We start from the raw sequence: 23,512 nt of genomic DNA on the forward strand, positions 1-23,512 counted from the left end.
CATATCTGAGACGCTTGTCACGGGTTTTGTTGATACGTTTGGATACGATCGTTGCATTCTATGAACAGGGACTTTAAGCTGCGATGAATACGAAAACCTGGATGTGCCTGATTTGCGGGTGGATCTACGACGAAGCGGTGGGAGTGCCAGAAGATGGTATTGCGCCCGGCACGGCATGGGCAGATGTTCCGATGAACTGGACCTGTCCCGAATGCGGGGCGCGCAAGGAAGACTTCGAAATGGTTGAAATCTGAAGCATGGCATAGGGCGTGCTTCTTTGCGTCCCTCGTCGAGGGCGTTGCGGTCATCGGGGTATTAAAGGAGCGTGCGAATGAGCGCGAATGGATCGGGTTACAAGGTGCTCGTCATCGACGACAGCAACACCATTCGGCGCAGCGCCGAGATCTTCCTCAAGCAGGGAGGCCACGAGGTCCTGCTGGCCGAAGACGGGTTCGACGCATTGTCGAAAGTCAATGATCACAAGCCGCACCTCATCTTCTGCGACATCCTCATGCCGCGCCTCGACGGTTATCAGACCTGCGCCATCATCAAGCGCAACGCCCATTTTTCCAATGTCCCGGTCGTGATGCTCTCCTCCAAGGATGGCGTGTTCGACAAGGCGCGCGGCCGCATGGTCGGCTCGCAGGACTATCTCACCAAACCCTTCACCAAAGACCAACTGCTCCAGGCTGTGCAGCAGTTCGGCATCGTTTCGCAGGAAGTGCAGTAATGGCTATTCGCAAGGTACTCGTGGTCGACGATTCCAAGACGGAATTGATCTTTCTCACCGAACTTCTTCAAAAGAACGGCTTTTCGGTGAAAACCGCCGAGAATGCCGAGGACGCGATGCGCCGGCTCGAGGAGGAGCAGCCCGACCTGATCCTCATGGACATTGTGATGCCGGGCCAGAACGGCTTCCAGCTCACGCGCGCGATCGCCCGCAATCCGCAATACGCATCGGTGCCGATCATCATGTGCACGAGCAAGAACCAGGAAACCGATCGCCTCTGGGGCATGCGCCAGGGTGCCCGCGACTACATCGTGAAGCCGGTCAATGCCGCCGAGCTGATGGCAAAGATCAGCGCGCTCGCCTGATCCGACAGTTTTCCGTACATGGCCAACCGCGACGCTCTCCGCGCATTCCAGTCCCGGCTTGCCAGCCGCCTGCAGGCGGCGCGCACCTCGGGCGTTTCCGCTTCGTGGCTCGCCGTGGAGGCGGGCGAGTCGAAGTACCTGTTTCCGCTCGGCCACGCCGGCGAGATTTTTCCGTGGACGCCCCCGCAGGCCGTGCCGTACACCGAGCCTTGGTTCCTGGGCGTTGCCAACCTGCGCGGCGGGCTGTACGGCATCGTGCAGCTTTCCACTTTCGCCTCGGGCTCGGCCGCCGCACCCGTGCAGAGCGAAGCGGCGCGCGCCCAATCACGCCTCGTTGCACTCAACGAGATGCTTGAAGTCAATTGCGCCTTGCTGATCGACCGGCTGGTCGGTCTGCGCGGCGTCGAAGCCTTCACCGAATCGCAGGCCCCGGATGGCGACGCCCCGGCCTGGCTGGGACATTCGTACACCGACGCCGCCGGCGGGCGCTGGCAGGAAATCAACCTGCAGGCGCTATCCCAGCAACCTCAATTTTTGAGCATCGGCGCCTGAGCGGAACGCTTGGCACCGATCACTACCTGAAGGACCGACCGTGAGCTCGATCGCCGACAAGTTCAAGAAATTCCTGCCTGCGGGCGACAACGGCACCCTGCGCGTCGACAGCGCTTCGACACTGTCGCTCGACAGCGTCGAAACGCTGCAGCCGCCCGAAGAGAAAACGGTGCGCATCCGACGCGATTCGGCGCCCGAGCCGACGCCGGACGCGGTCCTCGCCATGGACGCCGCCAACGACCAGGCGCCGGCCGGCAGCCTCGATGAACCGGCGCAGGCCGAAACACGGGGTGCGGTTCCGCCGGGGCCCGCGGGCGCGGTGCGCTCGCTGCGCTCGAACCCGGCGCGCCAGCAGCGCGTGCTCGCGATCGTGCTCGCGACCGTGGTGCTGTTGCTGCTGCTCGTCGCCGGCTCCGCCATCCTGCGCGCCGAACGGCTGGCGCAACAGGTCGCGGCCACCGGCCAGTCGCTGATGCAGTCGCAGCGTCTCGCCAAGTCGGTCTCGCAGGCGCTGGTGGGCAACGTTCCCGCCTTCGCGGAAGTCAAGGACAGCTCGGATGACCTCACGCGGCGCGTGCAGGGCCTGGCGAACGGCGACGATTCGCTCAAGCTGGAGCGCGTGGGCGGCCAGTACGACGCCGAGCTCGGCAAGATCACGCCGCTGGTCGAGCGCGCGGACAAGAGCGCCAAGGCCGTGCTGGCCCAGCAGCAGATCCTGACGCAAGTCGGTAACGCGCTGCGCGACATCAATCGCCAGTCTTCGGATCTGCTCGAAATGACCGAGACCGTGGCCTCGCTCAAGATGCAGCAGAACGCCAGCCTGCCGGAGATCTCGGCCGCCGGCCAGCTGGTGATGCTGACACAGCGCATCGGCAAGTCGGCCAACGAGTTCCTCACGGTCGAAGGCGTGAGCCCCGACGCCGTGTTCCTGCTCGGCAAGGACCTGAATACCTTCCAGGAAGTCACGCGCGGCCTGCTCGAGGGCAATGCCCAGCAGCGCCTGCCCGGCTCGCGCGATCCGCAGACGCGCCAGCAGCTCGAGGCCATCCTCAAGACCTACGAACAGACGCGCACGAAAGCCGGCGCCATTCTGGGCAACCTCCAGGGCCTGGTCGCCGCGCGCGAAGCGCAGGCCGCCATCCTGGCCGACAGCGAACCGCTGCGCACCTCGCTCGGCGACCTGCAGGACAAGCTCTCTGCCCGCACCGGCCTCGGCGCCGGCACGGTGGTGATGCTGTTCGTGCTGTCGCTGGCCGCGTTGGCGCTGGCCGGTGCGATCGGTTTCGTGCAGGTGCGCGAAGGCCGCGAACGTGCGCTGGCTGCCGAGCGCGAACGTCTCGCTGCCGAGCGCGCGAGCGAAGACGCGGGCCGCGTCAATGCCGCCAACCAGGCGGCCATTTTGCGGCTCATGAACGAACTGCAAACGGTGGCCGAAGGCGATCTGACGCAGGAAGCCACGGTGACCGAAGACATCACGGGCGCCATCGCCGACTCGGTGAACTACACGGTGGAAGAACTTCGCCTGCTGGTGGGCAACGTGCAGAACACGGCCACGCGCGTGGCGCAGACGACGTCGCAGGTGGAAAGCACCTCGACCGAGCTGCTCGCTGCCTCGACCGAACAGCTGCGCGAGATTCGCGAAACCGGCCAGTCGGTGCTGACGATGGCTGAGCGAATCAACGGCGTGTCCTCGCAAGCGCAAGAGTCGGCCACGGTGGCGCGCCAGTCGCTGGAAGCCGCTTCCTCCGGCCTGCAGGCCGTGCAGAACGCGATCGGCGGCATGAACTCGATCCGCGACCAGATCCAGGAAACCTCCAAGCGCATCAAGCGCCTCGGCGAATCCTCGCAGGAGATTGGTGAAATCACCGAGCTGATCTCGGACATTACCGAACAGACCAACGTGCTGGCGCTCAACGCCGCCATCCAGGCCGCGTCGGCCGGCGAGGCCGGCCGCGGCTTCTCGGTGGTGGCGGAAGAAGTGCAGCGACTGGCCGAACGCTCGGCGGACGCCACGCGTCAGATCTCGGCGCTTGTGAAGGCCATTCAGACCGACACGCAGGATGCGGTCGGCGCCATGGAGCGCTCCACGCAGGGTGTGGTGGAAGGGGCCAAGCTCTCCGACAACGCCGGTACCGCGCTGTCCGAGATCGACCGCGTGTCGCGCCGCCTCGCCGAGCTGATCGAGCAGATCTCGCAGTCCGCGTCCCGCGAGGCCGATTCGGCCAACGTCGTGGCAGCCAACATCCAGCACATTTTCGCCGTGACGGAGCAGACCGGCGAAGGTACGCGCACCACCGCGCAGCAGGTCCGCGAGCTCTCGCACATGGCCGAGGAACTGCGCCAGTCGGTGTCACGTTTCAAGATTGTCTGAACGCCGAGCGCAGAACGTGTCGATTCAAAGCCCTGCCACCGCCCCAGTAGCTGGCAACGCGCCAGCCACCGAAGATCTCGGGCCGCTGGCCTGGGTGCTCGGAGAAATCCAGAAGTCGCTCGACAACGTCAGCAAGACGCTGCGGCGCTTTGCCCGCGAGGCCGGCAGCGCCCCGGAGACCGACACCACGCCGCTGCGCTTGGCGCGGCAGCAGCTGCACCAAGCCGTCGGTGCGCTGCAGATGGTGGGCCATACGGCGCCGGCGCTGGTGCTGGGCGCGATGGAGTTCGCGGTCCAGAGCTTCATCACGGAGCCGGCGCGCTGCACCGAAGCCGCCGTCCACAAGATCGACCGCGCGGGCTTCGCCGCCACCGATTTCCTCAATGCGCTGCTGGCGGGCAAGACCGTGTCCTCGGTCGCGCTGTTCCCCCAGTACCGCGACGTGCTGGAACTGGTCGGCAACGAACGCGTCCACCCGGCCGACCTGTGGAGCATGAGCTGGCGCTGGGTCGAGATCAAGCCGGCGCCGACGCAGACCGCGCTGGTGTACGACCCGGCGGTCCGCTCCAAGCTCGACCGCGAAGTGCTCAAGATCGTCAAGAGCGGCGACGACCATGCCGCGCGGCGCCTTCAGGCCTTGTGCCTGGGCCTGGGGCGCGGCGCCTCGGTGCCGCGCGTCGCCAGTTTCTGGACCCTCGCGGCCGGCTTCTTCGAAGCCCTGGCGCTGTCGCTGATTCCGACCGATGCCCATGTGAAGCGCGCGGCCTCGCGCGTGCTGCTGCAGTACGCCACCCTGGCGCGCGGCGACAACACGGTGTCGGACCGCCTCGGCCAGGACCTGCTGTTCTTCTGCGCGCAAGCCGTGCCCGGCCCGCGCGACGAAGCCGCCACGCTGCGCGCGGTGCGCGTCGCCTGGGGCGTGGCCAACGAGCAGAAGGTCGACTACGCGATCGAACAATTCGGCCGCTTCGACCCGCTGGCACTCGCGCAGGCACGCAAGCGCATCGAGGCCGCCAAGGAAATGTGGTCGGCGCTCTCGGGCGGCGACGTTTCGCGCACGCGGCAGGTGGCCGACACCTTCGCCCAGCTCGGCGAATCGCTGCAGAAGCTGCATCCGCCGAGCCTGCCGATGGTGCAGGCCCTGAACAATGCGGTCGACGCCTCGCTGCGTTCGGGCAAGCCGCCGGCCACCGAGCTGGCGATGGAAGTCGCGACCTCGGTCCTCTATCTCGAAGCCGCCTTCGAAGATCTCGATCCGCACGACCGGCAATTGACGGCCCGCACGGTGCAACTGGCCGGCCGCATCGAACGCGTGCGCGAAGGCGGCCGTTCGGAACCGCTCGAGCCGTGGATGGAGGAGCTCTATCGCCGCGTGAGCGACCGCCAGACCATGGGCACGGTGGTCGGCGAACTGCGCGCCCACCTGAGCGAACTCGAGAAGTCGCTCGACCAGTTCTTCCGCCGCCCGGGCGACAAGAGCGTGCTGCGTACGGTACCGACCCAGCTGCTGCAGATGCGCGGCGTGTTCTCGGTGCTCGGCCTCGACCAGGCCGCGCAGACCGTGCAGCGCATGCGCGAGAACGTCGACCAACTGCTGGCCGAGGAAGCCGCCGCCACCGAAGCCAGCGATTTCGATGCGCTCGGCAACAACCTCGGCGCGCTGGGCTTCCTGATCGACATGCTCGGCTACCAGCCGGCGCTGGCCAAGCGCCTGTTCGTGTTCGACAGCGAAGCCGGCGAACTCAAGCCGCTGATGGGCCGCCAGGCCAACGACACCGCCGAGCCCGAAGCGACGGCGCCGGTTTCCTTTGCCTCCGCATCGGGACCCGTCTCGGTCACCGACACCGTGCTGAGCGTCGAGGAAGTCGATGCGCAGATCGCGGCCAAGCTCGCCGCGCTGGCCGGCCCGACCCGCAAGGCGCCTTCGCCGATCGAGGAATTCAGCAAGGCCACCGCGAGCTGGACCGCCAAGATCACCGGCCCCGCACCGCTGGAGGCCCTGCCCGACACCGAAGTGACGGAGCTCGAGGAAGACGATCTCCAGAACATCTTCCTCGACGAGGCCCGCGAGGTGTTGCACAACGGCCTGGCTGCCGTGTCGGCGCTCGGCGCGCAGCCGGACGACAACGGCGAGCTGACCGTGCTGCGGCGCGCCTTCCACACCCTCAAGGGCAGCTCGCGCATGGTCGGGCTGATGGATTTCGGCGAGGCTGCCTGGTCCTTCGAGCAGGTGCTCAACACCTGGCTGGCCGACCAGCGTCCGGCTACGCCCGAATTGCTTGCCGGCACCAAGCGCGCACTGACGGACTTCGCCAAGTGGGTCGAAGCCATCGCTGCCAACGAGCCGCACGGCTGGCAATCCGCACCCTTCCGCAGCGTGGCGGAAGCCTTGCGCACGGGTGAGCCGATCGCGCCGCCGGCGCGCGTGGCCGATGCCGAAGCCCTGGTGGCAGCGGCGCGCCACATCGCGGCCGAAGAAACGATGGCCGAGGCCAAGGCTGCGCCCGACGCGCAGCCCGAACCGCTGGCCCTGCCGGAACTGCCCGAGCTCGAACTCGACATGGCGCCGATGGCTTTCGAGGCGCCGAGCGAGGCCGCGCCGGAGCCGGTGCCTCCTTTCGCCACCACCTCCGCCGACGACTTCGCCTCGACCGATTTCCTCGATTTCGAAGCCAAGCCGGCCCCTGCGCTGGAAGAGCCCGTGCCGCCGGCCGAGCTCGAAGAAATCGACTTCCTCGAAACCGCGCACGTCTCGATCGAGCCGGCGCTGGCGCTGCCGGCCGAGCCCGTCTTCGAGGCTCCTGCCTCGATCCCGGCCCCCGTGGCGGAACCCGAGCCGACGCCGGAGCCGGCACAGGCGCTGCACGTCGAGCCTGAAGCCATGCCGGAGCCCGAAGCCCCGGCGGTCGCCGAGGAGGCGCTGGAAGAACTGCCGCAAGCGCTGCAAGCAGAACCCGAGGCGGTTGCGGCAAGCGCAGAGCCCGAAGCCGAGCCCGAGCGTCCGGCCGCACCGAGCGCCGACGACCAGGTCAAGGTGATCGGCCCGCTTCGCATCGGCATCGCGCTCTACAACGTCTATCTCAACGAAGCCGACGAATGGTCGCGCCAGCTGGCCATCGAGGTCGGCGAGTGGGCGCTCGAATCGCACGAACGCGTGTCGGACTCGACCATCGGGCTCGCCCATTCGCTCGCCGGCAGTTCCGCGACCGTGGGCTTCCAGGGCCTGTCGGACATGGCGCGCTCGATCGAGGCGGCGCTGCAGCATCTGCACATGCAGGGCCGCGGCACGCCCGCGCAGGGCGCCGTGCTGGTGACGGCGGCCGAAGAGTTGCGGCGCCTGCTGCACCAGTTCGCCGCCGGCTTCCTGCACGAGCCCGCCCAAGAAACCATGCGCGCGCTGCGCGATGTCGCCGCCTCGCCGATGCCGCTAGACATGGGCGAAGCGGCGATCGGGTCCGCAGCCTCGTTGCGCTTCGCCGTGGCCGATGTGGCGCTCGACGATTCCGAGGACGCGATCGACGTCACCGACGTGATCGACGTCGACCTGTTCCCGATCTTCGAGGAAGAGGCGGCCGAACTGCTGCCTCAGCTCGGCACGGCATTGCGCGAGTGGTCGCAGCATCCCGACGATCCGGCGCCCCGCGCCTCCACGCTGCGCACCTTGCACACGCTCAAGGGCAGTGCCCGGCTGGCCGGCGCCATGCGACTGGGCGAACGTGCCCACCGCATGGAATCCGAGATCGAGGCGATCAGCGCCGAGGGTGCGGACCGCCAGGCGATCGAGCACTTGCTGACCCGCTTCGACACGCTGCAGGCCACCTTCGACGGGCTGCGTGCCGCCGACGACGCCATCCAGACCGAGCTGGTGCAGCGGGTGGTCGCTGCCGCTCCGGCAGCGCCCGCCGTATCGGCCGCAGCAGAAGCGCGAGCCGACACGGCCGAGCCGAAGGCAGGTACGCCCGAGCCGGTACCCGTCGCCGAGGCCGATACAGCGCGCCGCGCGGTGGCGCTGCCCTCGCCGTCCGCGCTCACGCCGCTGCGCACCATCTCGAGCCAGGCAGTGCGCATTCGCACCCACCTGCTCGACCGCCTGGTGGCACAGGCCGGCGAGGTCATCATCACGCGCTCGCGGCTCGAGGCCGAACTGGGCCAGTTGCGCAGCTCGCTGGGCGACCTCACCGGCAACCTGGACCGCCTGCGCCAGCAGCTGCGCGACATCGAGGTCCAGGCCGAAAGCCAGATGCAATCGCGCCTGGCGCAGGCCAAGGACTCGCAGCAGGGCTTCGACCCGCTCGAGTTCGACCGCTTCACGCGCGTGCAGGAACTCACGCGCATGATGGCCGAGTCGGTCAACGACGTGGCGACTGTCCAGCGCACGCTCCAGAAGACCGTGCAGGCGACCGAAGACGACCTCAGCGCGCAGGCGCGCCAGACGCGCGAACTCCAGCGCGGGCTGCTGCGCACGCGCATGGTGGAGTTCGAAGGCATTTCCGAGCGTCTCTATCGCGTGGTGCGGCAGGCCTCCAAGGACACCGGCAAGCAGGTGCGCCTGGACATCGTCGGCGGCTCGATCGAGATGGACCGGGGCGTGCTGGACCGCATGACGCCCGCCTTCGAGCATCTGCTGCGCAACTGCGTCGCGCACGGCATCGAGGACGTGGCGGCGCGCGAGAAGGCCGGCAAGGATGCCAGCGGCCTGATCGTCATCGAACTGCACCACGAGGGCAACGACGTCTCGGTGAGCTTCCGCGACGACGGCGCGGGCCTCAACCACAAGCGCATCGTCGAGCGCGCGCAGTCCCTGGGTCTGATCGCCCAAGGCCAGAAGCTCAGCGAAGACGAGGCCGCCGAACTGATCTTCCAGCCCGGCTTCTCGACAGCCGAGCAGGTGTCGGAGCTGGCCGGCCGTGGTATCGGCATGGACGTGGTGCGCGCGCAGATCGCGGCGCTCGGCGGCCGCATCGAAACCCAGAGCAAGCCGGGCGAGGGCACCAGCTTCAAGCTCGTGCTGCCGCTGACCACCGCCGTGACCCACGTGGTCATGCTGCGCACCGGCGCCACCTCGATCGGCGTGCCGTCCAACCTGGTGGAACTGGTTCAGCGCGCCAGCGGCTCCGAACTCGAAACCGCGTACCTCAACCAGCGCTATGCCTTCGCCGGCGAGCAGGTGCCTTTCTTCTGGGCCGGCGCATTGCTGCAGTCCTCGGCGCGCAGCGACCGCGCAATCGGCAAGACCAACACCATCGTCATGGTGCGCAGCGCGCAGCAGCGCGTGGCGCTGCACGTGGACGAAGTGCTGGGCAACCAGGAAGTCGTGGTCAAGAACCTCGGGCCGCAGCTCTCGCGGCTGCCGGGCATGGCTGGCATCTCGGTGCTGGCTTCCGGTGCGGTGGCGATGATCTACAACCCCGTCGCGCTGGCCGCGGTGCATGGCGAGAAAGCGCGCCAGCTTCAGGCCAAGGGCGCAGCGGCGTCGTCGTCGTCGCAGGGCGTGCGCAGCGCAGAACCCGCGCTGCCCCAGCCGGCGCCGCAGATTCCGCTGGTGCTGGTGGTCGACGACTCGATCACGGTGCGGCGCGTCACGCAGCGCTTGCTGCAGCGCGAAGGCTACCGCGTGTCGCTGGCGGCCGACGGCCTGCAGGCGCTCGAACGCCTGCAGCAGGAACGGCCGGCCGTGGTGCTGTCCGACATCGAGATGCCGCGCATGGACGGCTTCGACCTCGCGCGCAACATCCGCGCCGACGAGTCGCTGGCCGGCCTGCCGATCATCATGATCACCTCGCGCATCGCCGAGAAACACCGCGATCACGCGCGTGCGCTGGGCGTCAACCACTACCTCGGCAAGCCCTACTCCGAAGAAGAGCTGCTGCGGCTGGTGCGCAGCTACACCAGCGCCGAGGTGCCGGTGGCGATGGCGGCTTGAGCCGGATGGGGCAGGGCCCTCAGGCGCCGCCCTTTTTCTTGTCGAGCGCCTGGCGCACCACCCCATAGCGCTGCAGCGTCCGCTCCCGCGCTTCGGCGTGGTCGACGATCGGCTTCGGATAGTTCTCGCCCAGCTTCACCCCGGCCGCTTCCAGCTCCAGCGGCTTGGCGGTCCATGGCGCGTGGATCGCCGCGTTGGGCAGCTTCGCGAGCTGCGGCAGGTAGCGGCGGATGAACTTGCCTTCGGGGTCGAAGCGCTCGCTTTGCGTCACGGGATTGAAGATCCGGAAGTAGGGCTGCGCATCGCAGCCGCTGGAGCTCGCCCACTGCCAGCCGCCGTTGTTCGACGACAGCTCGAAGTCGTTGAGGTGCAGCGCGAAGTAGCGCTCGCCGCGCCGCCAGTCCAGCCCGAGGTCCTTGCACAGAAAGCTGGCCGCCACCATGCGCAGCCGGTTGTGCATGTAGCCGCTCTGGTTGATCTGCGCCATCGCGGCGTCGACCAGCGGGTAGCCGGTCTGGCCCTGGCACCAGGCGTCGAACAGCAGGTCGGCGTGCTTGCCGTGATGCCACTGGATCTTGTCGTACTCCGGCCTGAAGCTGCGCGACTCGCCGCCCTCGGCCACATGCGGACGGTGGGCCAGGATCTGGAAATAGAAGTCGCGCCAGATCAGCTCGCCGAGCCAGGTCGCGGCGCCCGCGCCGCCCTGCTGCGAGAGCTGGTGCGCCATGCCCGCGAGCTGCCGGATCGAGACCGTGCCGAAGCGCAGGTGGACGCCCAGGTAGCTGGGGCCGCGCACCGCGGGGTAGTCGCGCGCCGTGTCGTAGCGGTCGATTCGCTGGAAGAAGTCGCCCACCAGTGCGGCGGCGCCCTGGCTGCCGGTCGGGATGTCGAGCTCGGCCAGATTGCTGGGCTCGAAGCCGATCTCCGCCAGTGTCGGCACCGGCGCGCTGAATTTCTCCGGCGCAGGCGCGAGCGCATCGGCGTAGCCGCGCACGGGGTAGGGCTTCAGATAGAAGGCATCGACCTTGGCCAGCCAGGCGCGCCTGTAGGGCGTGAATACCGTGTAAGGCTGGCCGGTCTGGGTCAGCAGCTCGTCGCGTTCGAAGACGGCCTGGTCCTTGTGGGTGTGGAAGGCGATGCCGGCATTGGCGAGCGCGCCGAAAACCTTGGCGTCGCGCGCGAGGGCGTCGGGCTCGTCGTCGCGGTTCGCGAACACGGCCTGCACATCCAGCGCGCGCGCCAGCGGCGCGATTTCGTCCTCGGCCACCGCGTGGCGCACGATCAGCCCGCCGCCCAGCGCGCGCAGCTCGGCATCGAGCCCGACCAGCGATTCGCGGATGAATTCCACGCGCCGGTCCACGCGCGGCAGCGCATCGAGGATCGCGCGGTCGAAGACAAACGCGCAGACCACTTGCCGGCAATTGCGCAGCGCGTGGTAGAGCGCCGCGTTGTCGTCCACCCGGAGGTCGCGGCGGAACCACATCAGGCCCTTGGGATAGCTTTTGTCGACGGCCAGTAAAATCGGCGGCATGGCCTCCGATTCTGCCCCGATGAACCTCACGCATCACTTCCTGATTGCGATGCCGGGGCTGGAAGACAAGGCCTTCAGCCGCAGCGTGGTCTACCTCTGCGAACACAGCGAGCGCGGCGCGCTCGGCCTGGTGATCAACAAGCCCAGCGACATCAATCTCAAGGTGCTGTTCGAGAAGATCGAGCTCCACCTCTCGCGCCCCGAGCTCGGCAGCGCGCCCGTGTTCCAGGGCGGCCCGGTGCAGACCGAGCGCGGCTTCGTGCTGCATGAGCCGGTGTTCTCCGATGCCGAGAGGCCCAACGAATCCGTCTACGCCTCGACCATGACCATTCCCGGCGGGCTGGAGATGACCACTTCCAAGGACGTGCTGGAGGCCCTGGCCACCGGCGCCGGCCCGCGCAAGGTGCTGGTCTCGCTCGGCTACGCGGCCTGGGGCGAGGGCCAGCTCGAATCCGAACTGGCCGAGAACAGCTGGCTCACGGTGGTTGCCGACCCGGCGGTGATCTTCGACACGCCGATCGAGCAGCGCTACGACCGGGCCCTGTCGCTGCTGGGCCTCGAGGCCTGGACGCTGTCGCCCGACGCGGGGCATGCGTGAGGGTTTTGGCGATGCCTGACAGCGCTGCCCCTCCTGCTTCCGTTCCCTCCCATTTCCAAAGCTTCCTGGCCTTCGACTTCGGGCAGAAGCGCACCGGTGTCGCGAGCGGCAACCGGCTGTTGAAGAGCGCCACGCCGCAAGCCACCATCAAGGCCGAGGGCGACGCACGCTTTGCCCAGGTCGAAGCCCGCATCCGCGAGTGGCAGCCCGACGCTCTGGTGGTCGGCGTTCCCTACCACCCCGACGGCGCGCCGCACGACAACACCCGGGCCGCCCAGCGCTTCGCCCGCCAGCTGAGAGGCCGCTTCGGGCTGCCCGTCTACGAGGTCGACGAGCGCTACAGCACAACCGCGGCGCTGGCCTCGGGTGCGCGCGATGCCGATGCCGCGTCGGCCTGCATCATTCTTGAACAGTTCCTGAGGAGCCTTCCGTGAACTCCATTCCCGACGCCGAAGCGCTCTACCTCGAGCTGCTGCGCGGCGTGAAATCCCTGATGCGGCCCGACACCCGCCCGGTCGGCATCACCTCCGGCGGTGCCTGGCTGGTCGAGCGGCTGCAGAAAGACTTGGGGCTGCCGGGCGCGCCCGGCACCATCTCCTCGGCCATGCACCGCGACGACTTCGCGCGCCGGGGCCTGGCCGCGAGCGCGCAGACCCATCTGCCCTTCGACGTCAATGGCGCCGACGTGCTGCTGCTCGACGACGTGCTCTACACCGGCCGCACCCTGCGCGCGGTGCTCAACGAGCTGTTCGACTTCGGCCGGCCAGCCTGCGTGCGGCTGGCGGTGCTGGTCGACCGCGGCGGGCGCGAGCTGCCGGTGGCGGCCGACTTCGCCGCGGCCAAGCTCGAGCTACCCGCCGAGCAATCGCTCGCCCTCGCGCATGACGACAAAGGCGTATTCAGCTTCAAAGTGGAAAAAGCCTGATGCTCTATAAACGCAACCCCCAACTCAACAAGAACGGCGAGCTGATCCACCTGCTCTCGATCGAGGGTCTGCCGAAGGACATCGTCACCCACATCCTCGACACCGCCGCCAACTTCACCAGCGTGAGCGATCGCGAGGTGAAGAAGGTGCCGCTTCTGCGCGGCAAGAGCGTGTTCAACCTCTTCTTCGAGAACTCGACCCGCACCCGCACCACCTTCGAGATCGCGGCCAAGCGGCTGTCGGCCGACGTCATCAACCTCGACATCGCGCGCTCGTCGGCGACCAAGGGCGAATCGCTGCTCGACACCATCGCCAACCTGAGCGCGATGGCGGCCGACCTGTTCGTGGTGCGCCACAGCGAATCGGGTGCGCCCTACCTGATCGCGCAACATGTCGCCCCGCACGTGCACGTGGTGAATGCCGGCGACGGCCGCCACGCGCACCCGACGCAGGGGCTGCTCGACATGTACACGATCCGCCACTACAAGAAGGACTTTTCCAACCTCACGGTGGCGATCGTCGGCGACGTGCTGCACTCGCGCGTGGCGCGCTCCGACATCCACGGCCTCACCACGCTGGGCTGCGCCGAGGTGCGCGTGGTCGGCCCCAAGACGCTGGTGCCGGGCGATATGGCGCAGATGGGCGTGCGCGTGTGCCACACGCTCGAGGAAGGCATCAAGGACTGCGACGTGATCATCATGCTGCGGCTGCAGAACGAGCGCATGAGCGGCGCGCTGCTGCCTTCGTCGCAGGAATTCTTCAAGACCTACGGCCTCACGCCCGAGAAGCTGCAGCTCGCCAAGCCCGATGCGATCGTGATGCATCCGGGGCCGATCAACCGCGGCGTCGAGATCGACTCGGCCGTGGTCGACGGCCGGCAGAGCGTGATCCTGCCGCAGGTCACATTCGGCATCGCGGTGCGCATGGCCGTGATGAGCATCGTCGCCGGAAACGAAGCATGAAAATCCTGATCACCAATGGGCGCGTCATCGATCCTGCGTCGGGCATCGACCGCCAGGCCGACGTGGCCATCGCCGACGGCAAGGTGCTCGCCATCGGCAGCACACCCGCCGACTTCCGCGCCGACCGCACGCTCGATGCCCAGGGCTGCCTCGTCGTGCCCGGCCTGGTCGACCTGGCCGCGCGGCTGCGCGAACCCGGCTACGAGCACGAAGGCATGCTCGAAAGCGAGATGGCCGCGGCGGTGGCCGGCGGCGTCACCAGCCTGGTCTGCCCGCCCGACACCGACCCCGTGCTCGACGAGCCCGGCCTGGTCGAGATGCTCAAGTTCCGCGCCGAGAAGATGCAGAGCGCGCGCCTGTTCCCGCTCGGCGCGCTCACGCGCGGCCTCGCCGGTGAAGTGCTCACCGAAATGGCCGAGCTCACCGAGGCCGGTTGCATCGGCTTCGGCCAGGCCGACATCCCGCTGGGCAACACGCAGGTGCTGCAGCGCGCGTTGCTCTACGCCAGCACCTTCGGCTACACCGTGTGGCTGCGCCCGCAGGACCGCGACCTGGGCAAGGGCGTGGCCGCCAGCGGCCCGCTTGCCACGCGGCTCGGCTTGGCCGGCGTGCCGGTCGCGGCCGAAACGATCGCGATCTTCACCATCGTCGAACTCATGCGCAGCACCGGCGCGCGCGTGCACCTGTGCCGCCTGTCGAGCGCGGCCGGCGTGGCCCTGGTGCGCGCCGCCAAGGCCGAAGGCCTGCCGCTCAGCTGCGACGTCAGCATCAACTCGCTGCACCTGGCCGACACCGACATCGGCTACTTCGACAGCCGCGCGCGGCTCAACCCGCCGCTGCGCCAGCAGCGCGACCGCGATGCGCTTTCCGCCGGGCTGGCCGACGGCACCATCGACGCGCTGGTGTCCGACCACACGCCGGTGGAGGCCGATGCCAAGACCCTGCCTTTCGCCGAAAGCGAGCCGGGCGCGACGGGGCTCGAACTGCTGCTGCCGCTGGCCTTGCAATGGGGCGAGCAGAGCGGCGCCGGACTGGCGCGCGCGATCGAGGTCGTGAGCGCGGCGCCGGCAAAGCTGATCGGCGTCGAGGAAGCGGGCCGGCTGTCGCCGGGCCTGGCCGCCGACCTCTGCGTCGTCGATCCCGCGCTCGAATGGCAGGTACGGCCCGAGGCGCTGCGCAGCCAGGGCAAGCACACGCCCTTCGGCGGCTACGCGCTGCGCGGGCAGGCGCGCTTCACGCTGGTGGGCGGACGGCTGGTCCACGGCTGACCGGGGGAACACCGCGCGATGCAGGCCCTGTCCGCCTTCCTGAAGCTGGTGCGCGCCCTGGCTCACGCGCATGTCGGCTGGTGGACCATCCGCAGCCAATTCCACAAGCTCTCGCCCGCGGAGCGCGAGCAGCGCGTGCAGCAGTGGGCCGAGCGCATGCTGACCCTGATGGGCATCCGCCTCGTGGTGCAGGGCACGCCGCCGACCCACGGGCCGGTGCTGATGGTGAGCAACCACCTCTCGTGGCTCGACATCCTCGCCATCCACGCGGCGCGCCACGTGCGTTTCGTCTCCAAGGCGAACGTGCAGTACTGGCCGCTGATCGGCACGCTGTCGAACGGTGCCGGCTCTCTGTATATCGAGCGCGAACGCCGCCGCGATGCGCTGCGCGTGGTGCACCACATGACCGAGGCGCTGAAGAACGGCGACCTGATCGCGGTGTTCCCCGAGGGCACCACCAGCGACGGCAGCAGCGTGCTGCCCTTCCACGCCAACCTGCTGCAGGCTGCCATCTCCTCGGGCGCGCCGGTGCAGCCCATCGCGCTGCGTTTTGCCGATGCCGTCACCGGCGAAACCAGCCAGGCGCCGCGCTACATCGACGACGACAACCTGGCCAGCTCGCTGTGGCAGGTGCTGAAGGCGCCGCCGCTGCTGGCGATCGTGCGCTTCGGCGAGCCCCAGCCTGCCTGGGGCCGCGATCGCCGCGCCTGGGCGCTTTCGCTGCATGCCGACGTGCAGGCGCTGCGCCGCCAGACGCACTGAGCAGCCAGCAAAAAAACAGCGCCCCGTTGGGCGCTGTGCAACGGCGCCGTAGCGCCGGGAGGAGGAACTGAATGTGCAAGCAGGTTAGCCGTCGCCCCCCTCCCGCCCTGCCGGAGAAGGCAATGCGCGCACGTGGGCGTTGGCCTACAGGGCGCTACATCACCGTGGCGTGCGGATGCAGCGGATGGGCCAGCGTGTCGGCGATCAGGCGCAGCGCGTGGTCGCACGCCTCCCGCGACATCGGCCCGCCGAGGCAGATGCGCACCGCCTCCGGCGGGGTGCCGTCGGTGGAGAAGGCCGCGCTGGCGACCACGCCGACGTTCTGCGTGCGCAGGTAGGAAGCGAACTCGACCGGGCTCCAGGCGGAGGAAAGCGGCAGCCACAGATGGAAGCCCTCGCTCTGCGCGGCGATGCCGTGCGCGCCCAGGTGCCGGCTGGCCAGGGCCTGCCGGACGGTGGACTCGGCGCGGATGGCCTGCAGCATGGCGTCGGCCGTGCCGTCTTCCACCCACAGCGTGGTCAGCGCGTTCGTGATGGGCGATGACATCACGGTGGTCGCGCGCATCGCGCCGGCCAGCCGCTGCGACTGCCGCGCGCCGGGGGAGCGCACGTAGGCGCTGCGCAGGCCCGCGCCCAGGGTCTTCGAGAAACCGGTGATGTAGTAGGTCAGTTCCGGCGCCAGGGTGGCGATGGCGGGCGGCACCTGCCGCGGCAGCATCGCGTAGGCGTCGTCCTCGATGATCGGAATGGCGTAGCGCAGCGCGATGTCGGCCAGCGCCTCGCGGCGTGCGCGCGACATGGTGGCCGTGGTCGGGTTGTTGAGGGTGGGGTTGCAGTACAGCGCCTTCGGTCGCAGCGTCTTGCAGGCATGCTCGAAGGACTCGCCCATCGGCCCCTCCTCGTCGAGCGGCAGGGCATGCAGCTGGATGCCGAGCTGGGTCGCGATCGCCTTCACGCCGGGGTAGGTCAGCGCTTCCACGCAGATCAGCTCGCCCGGTCGCGCGAGCTGCGAGAACAGCGCGGTGAGCACGCTGTGGATGCCGGGGCACACGAGGATCTGGTCCAGCCGGCAATCGGGAACGCGGGGCCGGATCCACTGCATGCCGGCTTCGCGGTCGCGCGCCGTGCCGCCGAAGTCCTGATAGCGCAGCAGTTCGTACATGCCGGCTTCGGTCATGACGCGGCCGGCGCTCTCGCTCATTCGTTCCAACAGCGCCGCATCCTGCGGCTCGGGCGGCAGGTTCATCGTCATTTCGGCGCCGCCACCGCCGCGCAGTGGAAGGCTCGGGCTGCCGCCGCGGATGAAGGTGCCGGTGCCCGAGCGCGAATCGATCAGCCCGCGCTTGCGCGCCTCTGCATAGCCGCGTGCAACGGTCGTGTAGTTGAGATGCAGATCGGCCGCCAGGTCGCGCAGCGTGGGCAGCTTGTCGCGCGCGATCAGGCGGCCGGTGCGGATGTCGTCGGCGATCAGGTCGGCCAGCAGCAGGTAGGCCGGCTTGTTGCTGCTCTCCAGGCGCCTTTGCCATTGCTGGGTGGTCTTGCTCATGGGGTGGTTGATCGCATGGGTTGATTGCATGGGCGCAGCACATTCGACGCATGAAGCGTGCCGGGCTTCTCTGGCCCGGATGCATTGATCGCGTGCATGCAGGTCCATTGATCGGGTGCATTGATTGCATGGCGGGTGCCTCAATCGAGTGCAAAAGCGGCCACCTGAACCTCGTCCGGCGGCCCTTTGGCGGGCCTAGGAATTTTTTTTCCGGGCCCCAGGCCGCACCGCTTCTCGTTGATCGCGACTTGATCGCAAACAGGCCGCCGGCCAGTGGCACAGAGCGTGCGAAATCGAAGGGCGCGCAACCCACCGATCAACGTCTTTTCCTCTACCGGAGTACCTCATGCCCAAAGTCCTCAAACCCGCGAACGCCGCCGGCGAACACCTCGTCGACTACGAAGAAAAAGTCTTCGAAGACGTGAAGGCCGAAGCGGGCGAGAAAGCGCTCGTCACCTTCCACACGGTCGCCTTCGAAGGCTCGATCGGCTTCGTCAACCTGCTGCAGGCCACGCGCCTCAAGCGCAAGGGCTTCGAGACTTCCATCCTGCTGTACGGCCCCGGCGTCACGCTGGGCGTGCAGCGCGGCTTTCCGACGCTCGGCGACGAAGCTTTTCCGGGCCACCAGAACTTCAACAAGCAGATCACCAAGTTCATGGAAGAGGGCGGCAAGGTCTACGCCTGCCGCTTCGCGCTGCAGGCGCTGTACGGCCATGGCGAAGGCGCGCTGATCCCGGGCATCACGCCGATCAATCCGCTCGACGTGCTCGACATCATCCTGCTGCATCGCAAGGCCAACGCCTTTATTTTGGACACCTGGACGCTGTGAACCGGGGCGCTGCCATGTCGACACCACGCATCGTCCGGGCCGCTGCGATTCAGATCGCGCCCGATTTCGAGAACCCCGACCGCACAGTCAACAAGGTCTGCGAGGCCATCGACGAAGCCGCGGCCAGAGGCGCGCAGCTCGCGGTCTTCCCCGAGACCTTCGTGCCCTACTACCCGTACTTCTCCTTCGTGCAGCCGCCGGTACAGCAGGGCCCGGCCCATCTGCGGCTGATGGAGCGGGCGGTCGTGGTGCCGGGCCCGGTGACGGACGCGGTGGCCGAACGGGCCAGGGCGCGCGGCGTGGTCGTGGTGCTGGGCGTGAACGAGCGCGACCACGGCAGCCTCTACAACACGCAGCTCGTCTTCGACGCCGACGGCCGCCTTGCGCTCAAGCGCCGCAAGATCACGCCGACTTACCACGAACGCATGATCTGGGGCCAGGGCGACGGCGCCGGGCTCAAGGTGGTCGACACGCGGGTCGGCCGCGTCGGCGCGCTGGCCTGCTGGGAGCACTACAACCCGCTGGCGCGCTACAGCCTGATGGCGCAGCACGAAGAGATCCACTGCGCGCAGTTCCCCGGCTCGCTGGTCGGGCCGATCTTCGCGGAGCAGATGGAGGTCACGATCCGCCATCACGCCCTGGAGTCGGGCTGCTTCGTGGTCAATGCCACGGGCTGGTTGGCCGACGAACAGATCCGCGCCGTCACGCCCGACGAAGGCCTGCAGAAGGCGCTGCGCGGCGGCTGCCACACGGCCATTGTCTCGCCCGAAGGCAAGCACCTGGCGCCGCCGCTCACCGAGGGCGAGGGCATGGTGATCGCCGATCTCGACATGGCCTTGATTGCCAAGCGCAAGCGAATGATGGATTCGGTCGGCCACTACGCGCGGCCCGAGCTCCTTAGCCTGGCGCTGAACGACCGCCCCGCCACGACCACGCAGCCCATGCACGGCACGCCCGCATCGGGCACTTCATCCAACGACACCGGGAGCACCCGCCATGACCACGAGCGAAACCCCATCGAGCCGGCAACTGATGACCGAGCTGCAGTCCTTCGGCTTGCGGCTGGCTGATCCGGGCGCCGGCGCGGCCAGCCGCCGCGGCGGCGCGGGGCCGTCGGACCACAAGGCCGTCACAGTCGACGGCCACACGATCATGGTGCCGGTCCACACCTCGAGCGCGTGGAACTCGCCGTTCACGGCGCAGGCGCCGGATGCGGAAGGCCGCAGCACCCTCACGCGCGGCAGCATCCCGATCGCGCGCATCAGCTTTCCGAAGCAGCCGCGCTTCTATGCCATGCAGACCTTCGACGGCGTGCCGTACTCGCACATCGCGACGCTGCACGGCTCGGACGTGCTGGCCACCACCGTGCTGCAGACCTGCATCCGCTACGAGAGCCGGAAGAAGAGCTGCAAGTTCTGTGCGATCGGCCAGTCGCTCGCGGCGGGACGGACCATCGCGCGCAAGACGCCCGAACAGCTGGCCGAGGTCGCGCGCGCCGCGGTGCTGCTCGATGGCGTCAAGCACATGGTGCTGACCACCGGAACGCCGAACGCCACCGACCGCGGCGCGCAGATCCTCTGCGAGAGCGCCTTCGCGATCAAGGCGGCGGTGGACATTCCGATCCAGGGCCAGTGCGAGCCGCCCGACGACGACCAGTGGTTCCATCGCATGAAGGCCGCGGGCATCGACTCGCTGGGCATGCACCTCGAAGTGGTGACGCCCGAAGTGCGCGAGCGCGTGATGCCTGGCAAGGCCAGCGTGCCGGTCGCGCGCTACATGAGCGCCTTCGAGGCGGCGGTCGGCGTGTTCGGCCGGGGGCAGGTCAGCACCTACATCCTGGCCGGGCTGGGCGACACGCGCGAAGCGATCCTGGAGATCTGCGACCGCCTGCTCGTGCTCGGCGTCTATCCCTTCGTGGTGCCCTTCGTGCCGATCAGCGGGACGCCGCTGGAAGACCATCCTGCGCCCTCGCCGGAGTTCATGAAATCGATCCTGCAATCGCTCGGCCGCAGCTTGGGCGAAGCCAATCTCCGGTCCAGCGACATCAAGGCCGGCTGCGGCAAGTGCGGCGCCTGCTCGTCGCTGTCGGTCTACGAAAGCTGAACATGCCCTGCATCCTCGATGACGTCGTCGAACCGGCCTTGCAGTACGCGCCGGTCGAGTTCCTCGTGCGCGAGGCCGCGCAGGCCTGGGAGCGCGACGAGGCGCATGCCTTGCGCCGCGCCGTCTTCTGCATCGAGCAAGGCATCTTCGCCGGCGACGACCGCGATGCGATCGATGCGCAGGCCCAGCTGCTGGTGGCCATGTCCTGCCTCGGCGGCATGCCCGACCAGGTGGTGGGCACGGTGCGCATCCACGAAGCGGCGCCGGGCCTCTGGTGGGGCTCGCGGCTGGCGGTGCATCCCTCGTTCCGCAGCCAGGGGCACCTGGGCGCGACGCTGATCCGGCTGGCCGTGTCGCGCGCGCATGCGCAGGGCTGCGAGACTTTTCTTGCGCATGTGCAGTCGCAGAACGTGGCGCTCTTCCACAAGCTGCACTGGCGCTCGCTCGGCGAACTGGCCATCCACGGTCGGCCGCACACCGAGATGCAGGCGGAGCTGGATTTCTATCCGCCTTGCCACGATGCCGTGAGCGGTTTCGTGTCGCGTCGCAAGGGCACCGAATGACAAGCCTGGCCGAGATCGTTGCCGAGCTGCGCGCGAGCCGCGGCTTCGCGCACAAGCGCGATATCTCCGATATCGTGTCGGCGCTCGGCCAGGCGCTGCCGGGCGGCGCTGCCGACCTGTCGCAGGTGGTGCCGCTGGGCGACGACTGCGCGGCCATTCCCGACGGCCAGGGCGGCTATCTGCTCTTCGCCATCGAAGGCCTGGTCGAGGACTTCATCGAATGCATGCCCTGGTTCGCGGGCTACTGCGCGGTGATGGTCAACGTGAGCGACATCTACGCGATGGGCGGCCGGCCGACGGCTGTCGTCGATGCGCTCTGGAGCGCCGGCATGGACCCGGCGGACCAGATGCTCAAGGGCATGGCCGAGGCCTCGGCGAAATACGCGGCGCCGATCGTCGGCGGCCACAGCAACAATCGCAGCACGCGCCCGCAATTGGCGGTGGCGATCCTGGGCCGCGCGCGGAAGCTGCTGACCAGCTTCTCCGCGCGCCCCGGCGACCAGCTCGTGATGGCCGTCGATCTGCGCGGCGCCTACGAGGAGCCCTTCCCCTACTGGAACGCATCGACCCGCGCCCCGGCCGCGCGGCTGCGCGGCGATCTGGAGCTGCTGCCGCAGCTGGCGGAAGCGGGCCTTTGCGATGCCGCCAAGGACATCAGCATGGCCGGTGCCGTGGGCACGGCGCTGATGCTGCTCGAATGCTCGCAGGCCGGCGCAGTGATCGACCTGGACGCTATGCCGCGTCCCGCCGGCGTGCCCCTGCTGCGCTGGCTGAGCTCCTTCCCCAGTTACGGCTTCATCCTCAGCGTGCGCCCCGAGAAGCTTGCCGGCGTGCTGGCCCGCTTTGCCGCGCGCGACCTCGCCTGTGCCGTGGTGGGCGACGTCAGCGACACGCGCACGCTGGTGCTCAAGCAGGGCGCCGAGCGCGAACTGTTCTGGGACCTGAACCGCGACGCCTTCATCTGCGAGGCTGCCGATGCGCAGGTGCTCCATGCGTGACGAAGGCCGCACGCAGGCGCCGCTGAAGATCGGCCTGCTCACGCATTCGGTCAACCCGCGCGGCGGCGTGGTGCACACGATCGAGCTCGCCCATGCCCTGCACGCTGCCGGCCACCAGGTCACGGTGATGGCGCCGGCCGCACCGGGCCAGAACTTCTTCCGGCCCGTGCGTTGCGCCACCGAACTGGTGCCGGTCGCCGGCGCGTCGCGCAACATGGTGGAGATGGTCGGCCAGCGCATCGAGGCCTATGTCTCGCACCTCTCGGCCTTGCTGCAGCACACCCGCTTCGACGTGCTTCACTGCCACGACGGCATCGGCGGCAACGCGCTGGCCACCCTGCGCGAACGCGGACTGATCGACGGCTTCGTGCGCACCGTGCACCATCTCGACGATTTCGCTGACGCGCAGCTGATGCGCTGGCAGCAGCGCTCGGTCACCGAAGCCAGCCAGGTGTTCTGCCTGAGCCGTCAGTGGCACGAGGTGCTGGCGAAGCAGCACGGCATCGACGCATCGGAGGTATGGAACGGCATCGACACCCGGCGCTTCACGCCCGTGCCCGAAGCGGGCGATGCGGCGCTGGCGCGCAGGCTCGGCATTCGCACGGATGCGCCGGTGCTGCTCGCCGTGGGCGGCGTCGAGGAACGCAAGAACACGCTGCGCCTGCTGCAGGCCTTCATCCGGCTGCGCGCCACGCGGCCCGATCTCCAGCTCGTGGTGGCCGGCGGCGCGAGCCTGCTGGACCACGCGAAGTACGCGCACGACTTCGCCGCGCTGGTGCGGGCCGCCGAGCTGCCGACCGGCCCTCTTCAGCCGCTCCTGATCACCGGCCCGCTGGCCGATGCCGAGATGCCCGGCCTCTACCGGCTGGCCGACGCGGTGGCGATGCCCTCGGTGCGCGAAGGCTTCGGCCTGGTCGTGCTCGAGGCGCTGGCCAGCGGCGTGCCGGTCGTGGTCTCGCGCATCGCGCCCTTCACCGAGTATCTGGACGCGGAGGACTGCAGCTGGGCCGATCCCCTCGACCCGGAATCCATCGCCCGCGCGATCGCGGCCGCATTGGACAGTGCATCACCCGATCGGATTGCCCGGTCCTCGGAACGTCTTGCCCGCCGTTTCAGTTGGGCCACGAGCGCAGAGCGCCATGTCGCGCTCTACCGACGCCGTTGAAGGGAGAAACACCATGCCCGTCATGCATTTCAACGTGCGCTGGCCCGACCAGAGCGAAACGCGCTGCTATTCGCCTTCGCTCGTGGTGCAGGACTACCTGATCACCGGCCAGCGCTACGCGCTCGGCGATTTCGTGGCCCGCGTGCGCGAGGCGCTGGTCATCGCTTCCGAGCGGGTGCGCGCCAAGTACGGCTTCGCCTGTTCGCAGGCGATGGACCAGCTGGCCGAGATCGAGGCCATCGCCCTGCGCTTCGGCGACGAGCCCGATGCGCAGGTCACCGTGATCGCCTTCGATTGACTTCTCTTCGCCTCCTTTTCGAG

21 protein-coding genes are annotated in these 23,512 nt (G+C 68.5%); 19 read left to right on the top strand and 2 right to left on the bottom strand.

Going from position 1 to position 23,512, the window contains the following annotated elements; genetic code table 11:
* Positions 1–83: 83 nt before the first annotated feature.
* From ACSQ9I_RS05040 to ACSQ9I_RS05065, 6 genes are all read left to right on the top strand, one after another.
* On the top strand, positions 84–254 hold the full coding sequence (locus tag ACSQ9I_RS05040) for a rubredoxin (protein WP_093109554.1): 171 nt from the start codon (positions 84–86) through the stop codon (positions 252–254).
* Between the two features lie 77 nt (positions 255–331).
* Positions 332–730, top strand: coding sequence for a response regulator (locus ACSQ9I_RS05045; protein WP_093109555.1), 399 nt, complete (start codon positions 332–334; stop codon positions 728–730).
* Positions 730–1,095 (top strand): response regulator, encoded by a 366-nt coding sequence (locus ACSQ9I_RS05050; RefSeq protein WP_093109556.1) that lies wholly within the window; start codon positions 730–732, stop codon positions 1,093–1,095. The genes ACSQ9I_RS05045 and ACSQ9I_RS05050 overlap by 1 nt, the downstream gene beginning before the upstream one ends.
* 18 nt (positions 1,096–1,113) lie before the next feature.
* On the top strand, positions 1,114–1,647 hold the full coding sequence (locus tag ACSQ9I_RS05055) for a chemotaxis protein CheW (protein WP_093109557.1): 534 nt from the start codon (positions 1,114–1,116) through the stop codon (positions 1,645–1,647).
* Positions 1,648–1,816: 169 nt separating this feature from the next.
* On the top strand, positions 1,817–4,018 hold the full coding sequence (locus tag ACSQ9I_RS05060; protein ID WP_436315712.1) for a methyl-accepting chemotaxis protein: 2,202 nt from the start codon (positions 1,817–1,819) through the stop codon (positions 4,016–4,018).
* Between the two features lie 16 nt (positions 4,019–4,034).
* Positions 4,035–9,941, top strand: coding sequence for an Hpt domain-containing protein (locus ACSQ9I_RS05065; RefSeq protein ID WP_436312452.1), 5,907 nt, complete (start codon positions 4,035–4,037; stop codon positions 9,939–9,941).
* Positions 9,942–9,960: 19 nt separating this feature from the next.
* On the opposite strand, the gene ACSQ9I_RS05070 is transcribed toward ACSQ9I_RS05065, so the two are convergent.
* The gene (locus tag ACSQ9I_RS05070; RefSeq protein WP_436312453.1) at positions 9,961–11,472 is read right to left on the bottom strand and encodes a cryptochrome/photolyase family protein; all 1,512 of its coding nucleotides are present in this window, start codon (positions 11,470–11,472) and stop codon (positions 9,961–9,963) included.
* Here ACSQ9I_RS05070 and ACSQ9I_RS05075 point away from each other — a divergent pair.
* Genes ACSQ9I_RS05075 through ACSQ9I_RS05100 form a run of 6 tightly spaced genes read left to right on the top strand, consistent with a single transcriptional unit; the run spans position 11,471 to position 15,987 of the window.
* The gene (locus ACSQ9I_RS05075; protein WP_093109560.1) at positions 11,471–12,070 is read left to right on the top strand and encodes a YqgE/AlgH family protein; all 600 of its coding nucleotides are present in this window, start codon (positions 11,471–11,473) and stop codon (positions 12,068–12,070) included. The two genes, ACSQ9I_RS05070 and ACSQ9I_RS05075, sit on opposite strands and share 2 nt — an antisense overlap.
* A gap of 11 nt (positions 12,071–12,081) precedes the next feature.
* Entirely contained in the window at positions 12,082–12,504 is a 423-nt protein-coding gene (gene ruvX / locus ACSQ9I_RS05080) for a Holliday junction resolvase RuvX (protein WP_436312454.1), read from the top strand.
* Positions 12,501–12,995 (top strand): bifunctional pyr operon transcriptional regulator/uracil phosphoribosyltransferase PyrR, encoded by a 495-nt coding sequence (pyrR, locus tag ACSQ9I_RS05085; protein WP_093109561.1) that lies wholly within the window; start codon positions 12,501–12,503, stop codon positions 12,993–12,995. The genes ruvX and pyrR overlap by 4 nt, the downstream gene beginning before the upstream one ends.
* Entirely contained in the window at positions 12,995–13,957 is a 963-nt protein-coding gene (locus ACSQ9I_RS05090) for an aspartate carbamoyltransferase catalytic subunit (RefSeq protein WP_093109562.1), read from the top strand. The genes pyrR and ACSQ9I_RS05090 overlap by 1 nt, the downstream gene beginning before the upstream one ends.
* Positions 13,954–15,225 carry a dihydroorotase gene (locus ACSQ9I_RS05095; protein WP_436293752.1) on the top strand — a complete coding sequence of 424 codons (1,272 nt, stop codon included), beginning with the start codon at positions 13,954–13,956 and terminating at the stop codon, positions 15,223–15,225. Before ACSQ9I_RS05090 ends, ACSQ9I_RS05095 begins: the two co-directional genes overlap by 4 nt.
* Before the next feature lie 18 nt (positions 15,226–15,243).
* Positions 15,244–15,987 carry a lysophospholipid acyltransferase family protein gene (locus ACSQ9I_RS05100; protein ID WP_436312455.1) on the top strand — a complete coding sequence of 248 codons (744 nt, stop codon included), beginning with the start codon at positions 15,244–15,246 and terminating at the stop codon, positions 15,985–15,987.
* Between the two features lie 154 nt (positions 15,988–16,141).
* On the opposite strand, the gene ACSQ9I_RS05105 is transcribed toward ACSQ9I_RS05100, so the two are convergent.
* On the bottom strand, positions 16,142–17,533 hold the full coding sequence (locus ACSQ9I_RS05105) for a PLP-dependent aminotransferase family protein (protein ID WP_436312456.1): 1,392 nt from the start codon (positions 17,531–17,533) through the stop codon (positions 16,142–16,144).
* A gap of 346 nt (positions 17,534–17,879) precedes the next feature.
* Here ACSQ9I_RS05105 and ACSQ9I_RS05110 point away from each other — a divergent pair, with 346 nt between their 5' ends.
* Genes ACSQ9I_RS05110 through ACSQ9I_RS05140 form a run of 7 tightly spaced genes read left to right on the top strand, consistent with a single transcriptional unit; the run spans position 17,880 to position 23,489 of the window.
* Positions 17,880–18,362 carry an MSMEG_0572/Sll0783 family nitrogen starvation response protein gene (locus tag ACSQ9I_RS05110; protein ID WP_436293751.1) on the top strand — a complete coding sequence of 161 codons (483 nt, stop codon included), beginning with the start codon at positions 17,880–17,882 and terminating at the stop codon, positions 18,360–18,362.
* A gap of 14 nt (positions 18,363–18,376) precedes the next feature.
* On the top strand, positions 18,377–19,432 hold the full coding sequence (locus ACSQ9I_RS05115; RefSeq protein WP_436312457.1) for a Nit6803 family nitrilase: 1,056 nt from the start codon (positions 18,377–18,379) through the stop codon (positions 19,430–19,432).
* On the top strand, positions 19,395–20,465 hold the full coding sequence (locus ACSQ9I_RS05120) for an MSMEG_0568 family radical SAM protein (protein WP_436306256.1): 1,071 nt from the start codon (positions 19,395–19,397) through the stop codon (positions 20,463–20,465). The genes ACSQ9I_RS05115 and ACSQ9I_RS05120 overlap by 38 nt, the downstream gene beginning before the upstream one ends.
* Positions 20,466–20,467: 2 nt before the next feature.
* Positions 20,468–21,028, top strand: a complete 561-nt coding sequence (locus ACSQ9I_RS05125) for an MSMEG_0567/Sll0786 family nitrogen starvation N-acetyltransferase (protein WP_436312458.1) — start codon at positions 20,468–20,470, stop codon at positions 21,026–21,028.
* On the top strand, positions 21,025–22,026 hold the full coding sequence (locus tag ACSQ9I_RS05130) for a sll0787 family AIR synthase-like protein (RefSeq protein ID WP_436312459.1): 1,002 nt from the start codon (positions 21,025–21,027) through the stop codon (positions 22,024–22,026). Before ACSQ9I_RS05125 ends, ACSQ9I_RS05130 begins: the two co-directional genes overlap by 4 nt.
* Positions 22,019–23,191 (top strand): MSMEG_0565 family glycosyltransferase, encoded by a 1,173-nt coding sequence (locus ACSQ9I_RS05135; protein WP_436312460.1) that lies wholly within the window; start codon positions 22,019–22,021, stop codon positions 23,189–23,191. Before ACSQ9I_RS05130 ends, ACSQ9I_RS05135 begins: the two co-directional genes overlap by 8 nt.
* Positions 23,192–23,204: 13 nt before the next feature.
* Complete coding sequence (locus ACSQ9I_RS05140) at positions 23,205–23,489, top strand: MSMEG_0570 family nitrogen starvation response protein (protein WP_436312461.1); 285 nt, start codon at positions 23,205–23,207, stop codon at positions 23,487–23,489.
* Positions 23,490–23,512 lie beyond the last annotated feature (23 nt).

It is taken from the genome of Variovorax sp. LjRoot84 (assembly GCF_964254305.1).
GTDB lineage: Bacteria > Pseudomonadota > Gammaproteobacteria > Burkholderiales > Burkholderiaceae_C > Variovorax.

What these genes read in the sequence shown, in the direction of transcription:
- ACSQ9I_RS05040 (WP_093109554.1), top strand. Translation starts at nt 84, where the DNA reads ATGAATACGAAAACCTGGATGTGCCTGATTTGCGGGTGGATCTACGAC.
- ACSQ9I_RS05045 (WP_093109555.1), top strand. Translation starts at nt 332, where the DNA reads ATGAGCGCGAATGGATCGGGTTACAAGGTGCTCGTCATCGACGACAGC.
- ACSQ9I_RS05050 (WP_093109556.1), top strand. Translation starts at nt 730, where the DNA reads ATGGCTATTCGCAAGGTACTCGTGGTCGACGATTCCAAGACGGAATTG.
- ACSQ9I_RS05055 (WP_093109557.1), top strand. Translation starts at nt 1,114, where the DNA reads ATGGCCAACCGCGACGCTCTCCGCGCATTCCAGTCCCGGCTTGCCAGC.
- ACSQ9I_RS05075 (WP_093109560.1), top strand. Translation starts at nt 11,471, where the DNA reads ATGGCCTCCGATTCTGCCCCGATGAACCTCACGCATCACTTCCTGATT.
- ACSQ9I_RS05070 (WP_436312453.1), bottom strand. Translation starts at nt 11,472, where the DNA reads ATGCCGCCGATTTTACTGGCCGTCGACAAAAGCTATCCCAAGGGCCTG.
- ruvX (WP_436312454.1), top strand. Translation starts at nt 12,082, where the DNA reads ATGCCTGACAGCGCTGCCCCTCCTGCTTCCGTTCCCTCCCATTTCCAA.
- ACSQ9I_RS05090 (WP_093109562.1), top strand. Translation starts at nt 12,995, where the DNA reads ATGCTCTATAAACGCAACCCCCAACTCAACAAGAACGGCGAGCTGATC.
- ACSQ9I_RS05095 (WP_436293752.1), top strand. Translation starts at nt 13,954, where the DNA reads ATGAAAATCCTGATCACCAATGGGCGCGTCATCGATCCTGCGTCGGGC.
- ACSQ9I_RS05100 (WP_436312455.1), top strand. Translation starts at nt 15,244, where the DNA reads ATGCAGGCCCTGTCCGCCTTCCTGAAGCTGGTGCGCGCCCTGGCTCAC.
- ACSQ9I_RS05105 (WP_436312456.1), bottom strand. Translation starts at nt 17,533, where the DNA reads ATGAGCAAGACCACCCAGCAATGGCAAAGGCGCCTGGAGAGCAGCAAC.
- ACSQ9I_RS05110 (WP_436293751.1), top strand. Translation starts at nt 17,880, where the DNA reads ATGCCCAAAGTCCTCAAACCCGCGAACGCCGCCGGCGAACACCTCGTC.
- ACSQ9I_RS05115 (WP_436312457.1), top strand. Translation starts at nt 18,377, where the DNA reads ATGTCGACACCACGCATCGTCCGGGCCGCTGCGATTCAGATCGCGCCC.
- ACSQ9I_RS05120 (WP_436306256.1), top strand. Translation starts at nt 19,395, where the DNA reads ATGACCGAGCTGCAGTCCTTCGGCTTGCGGCTGGCTGATCCGGGCGCC.
- ACSQ9I_RS05125 (WP_436312458.1), top strand. Translation starts at nt 20,468, where the DNA reads ATGCCCTGCATCCTCGATGACGTCGTCGAACCGGCCTTGCAGTACGCG.
- ACSQ9I_RS05130 (WP_436312459.1), top strand. Translation starts at nt 21,025, where the DNA reads ATGACAAGCCTGGCCGAGATCGTTGCCGAGCTGCGCGCGAGCCGCGGC.
- ACSQ9I_RS05135 (WP_436312460.1), top strand. Translation starts at nt 22,019, where the DNA reads ATGCGTGACGAAGGCCGCACGCAGGCGCCGCTGAAGATCGGCCTGCTC.
- ACSQ9I_RS05140 (WP_436312461.1), top strand. Translation starts at nt 23,205, where the DNA reads ATGCCCGTCATGCATTTCAACGTGCGCTGGCCCGACCAGAGCGAAACG.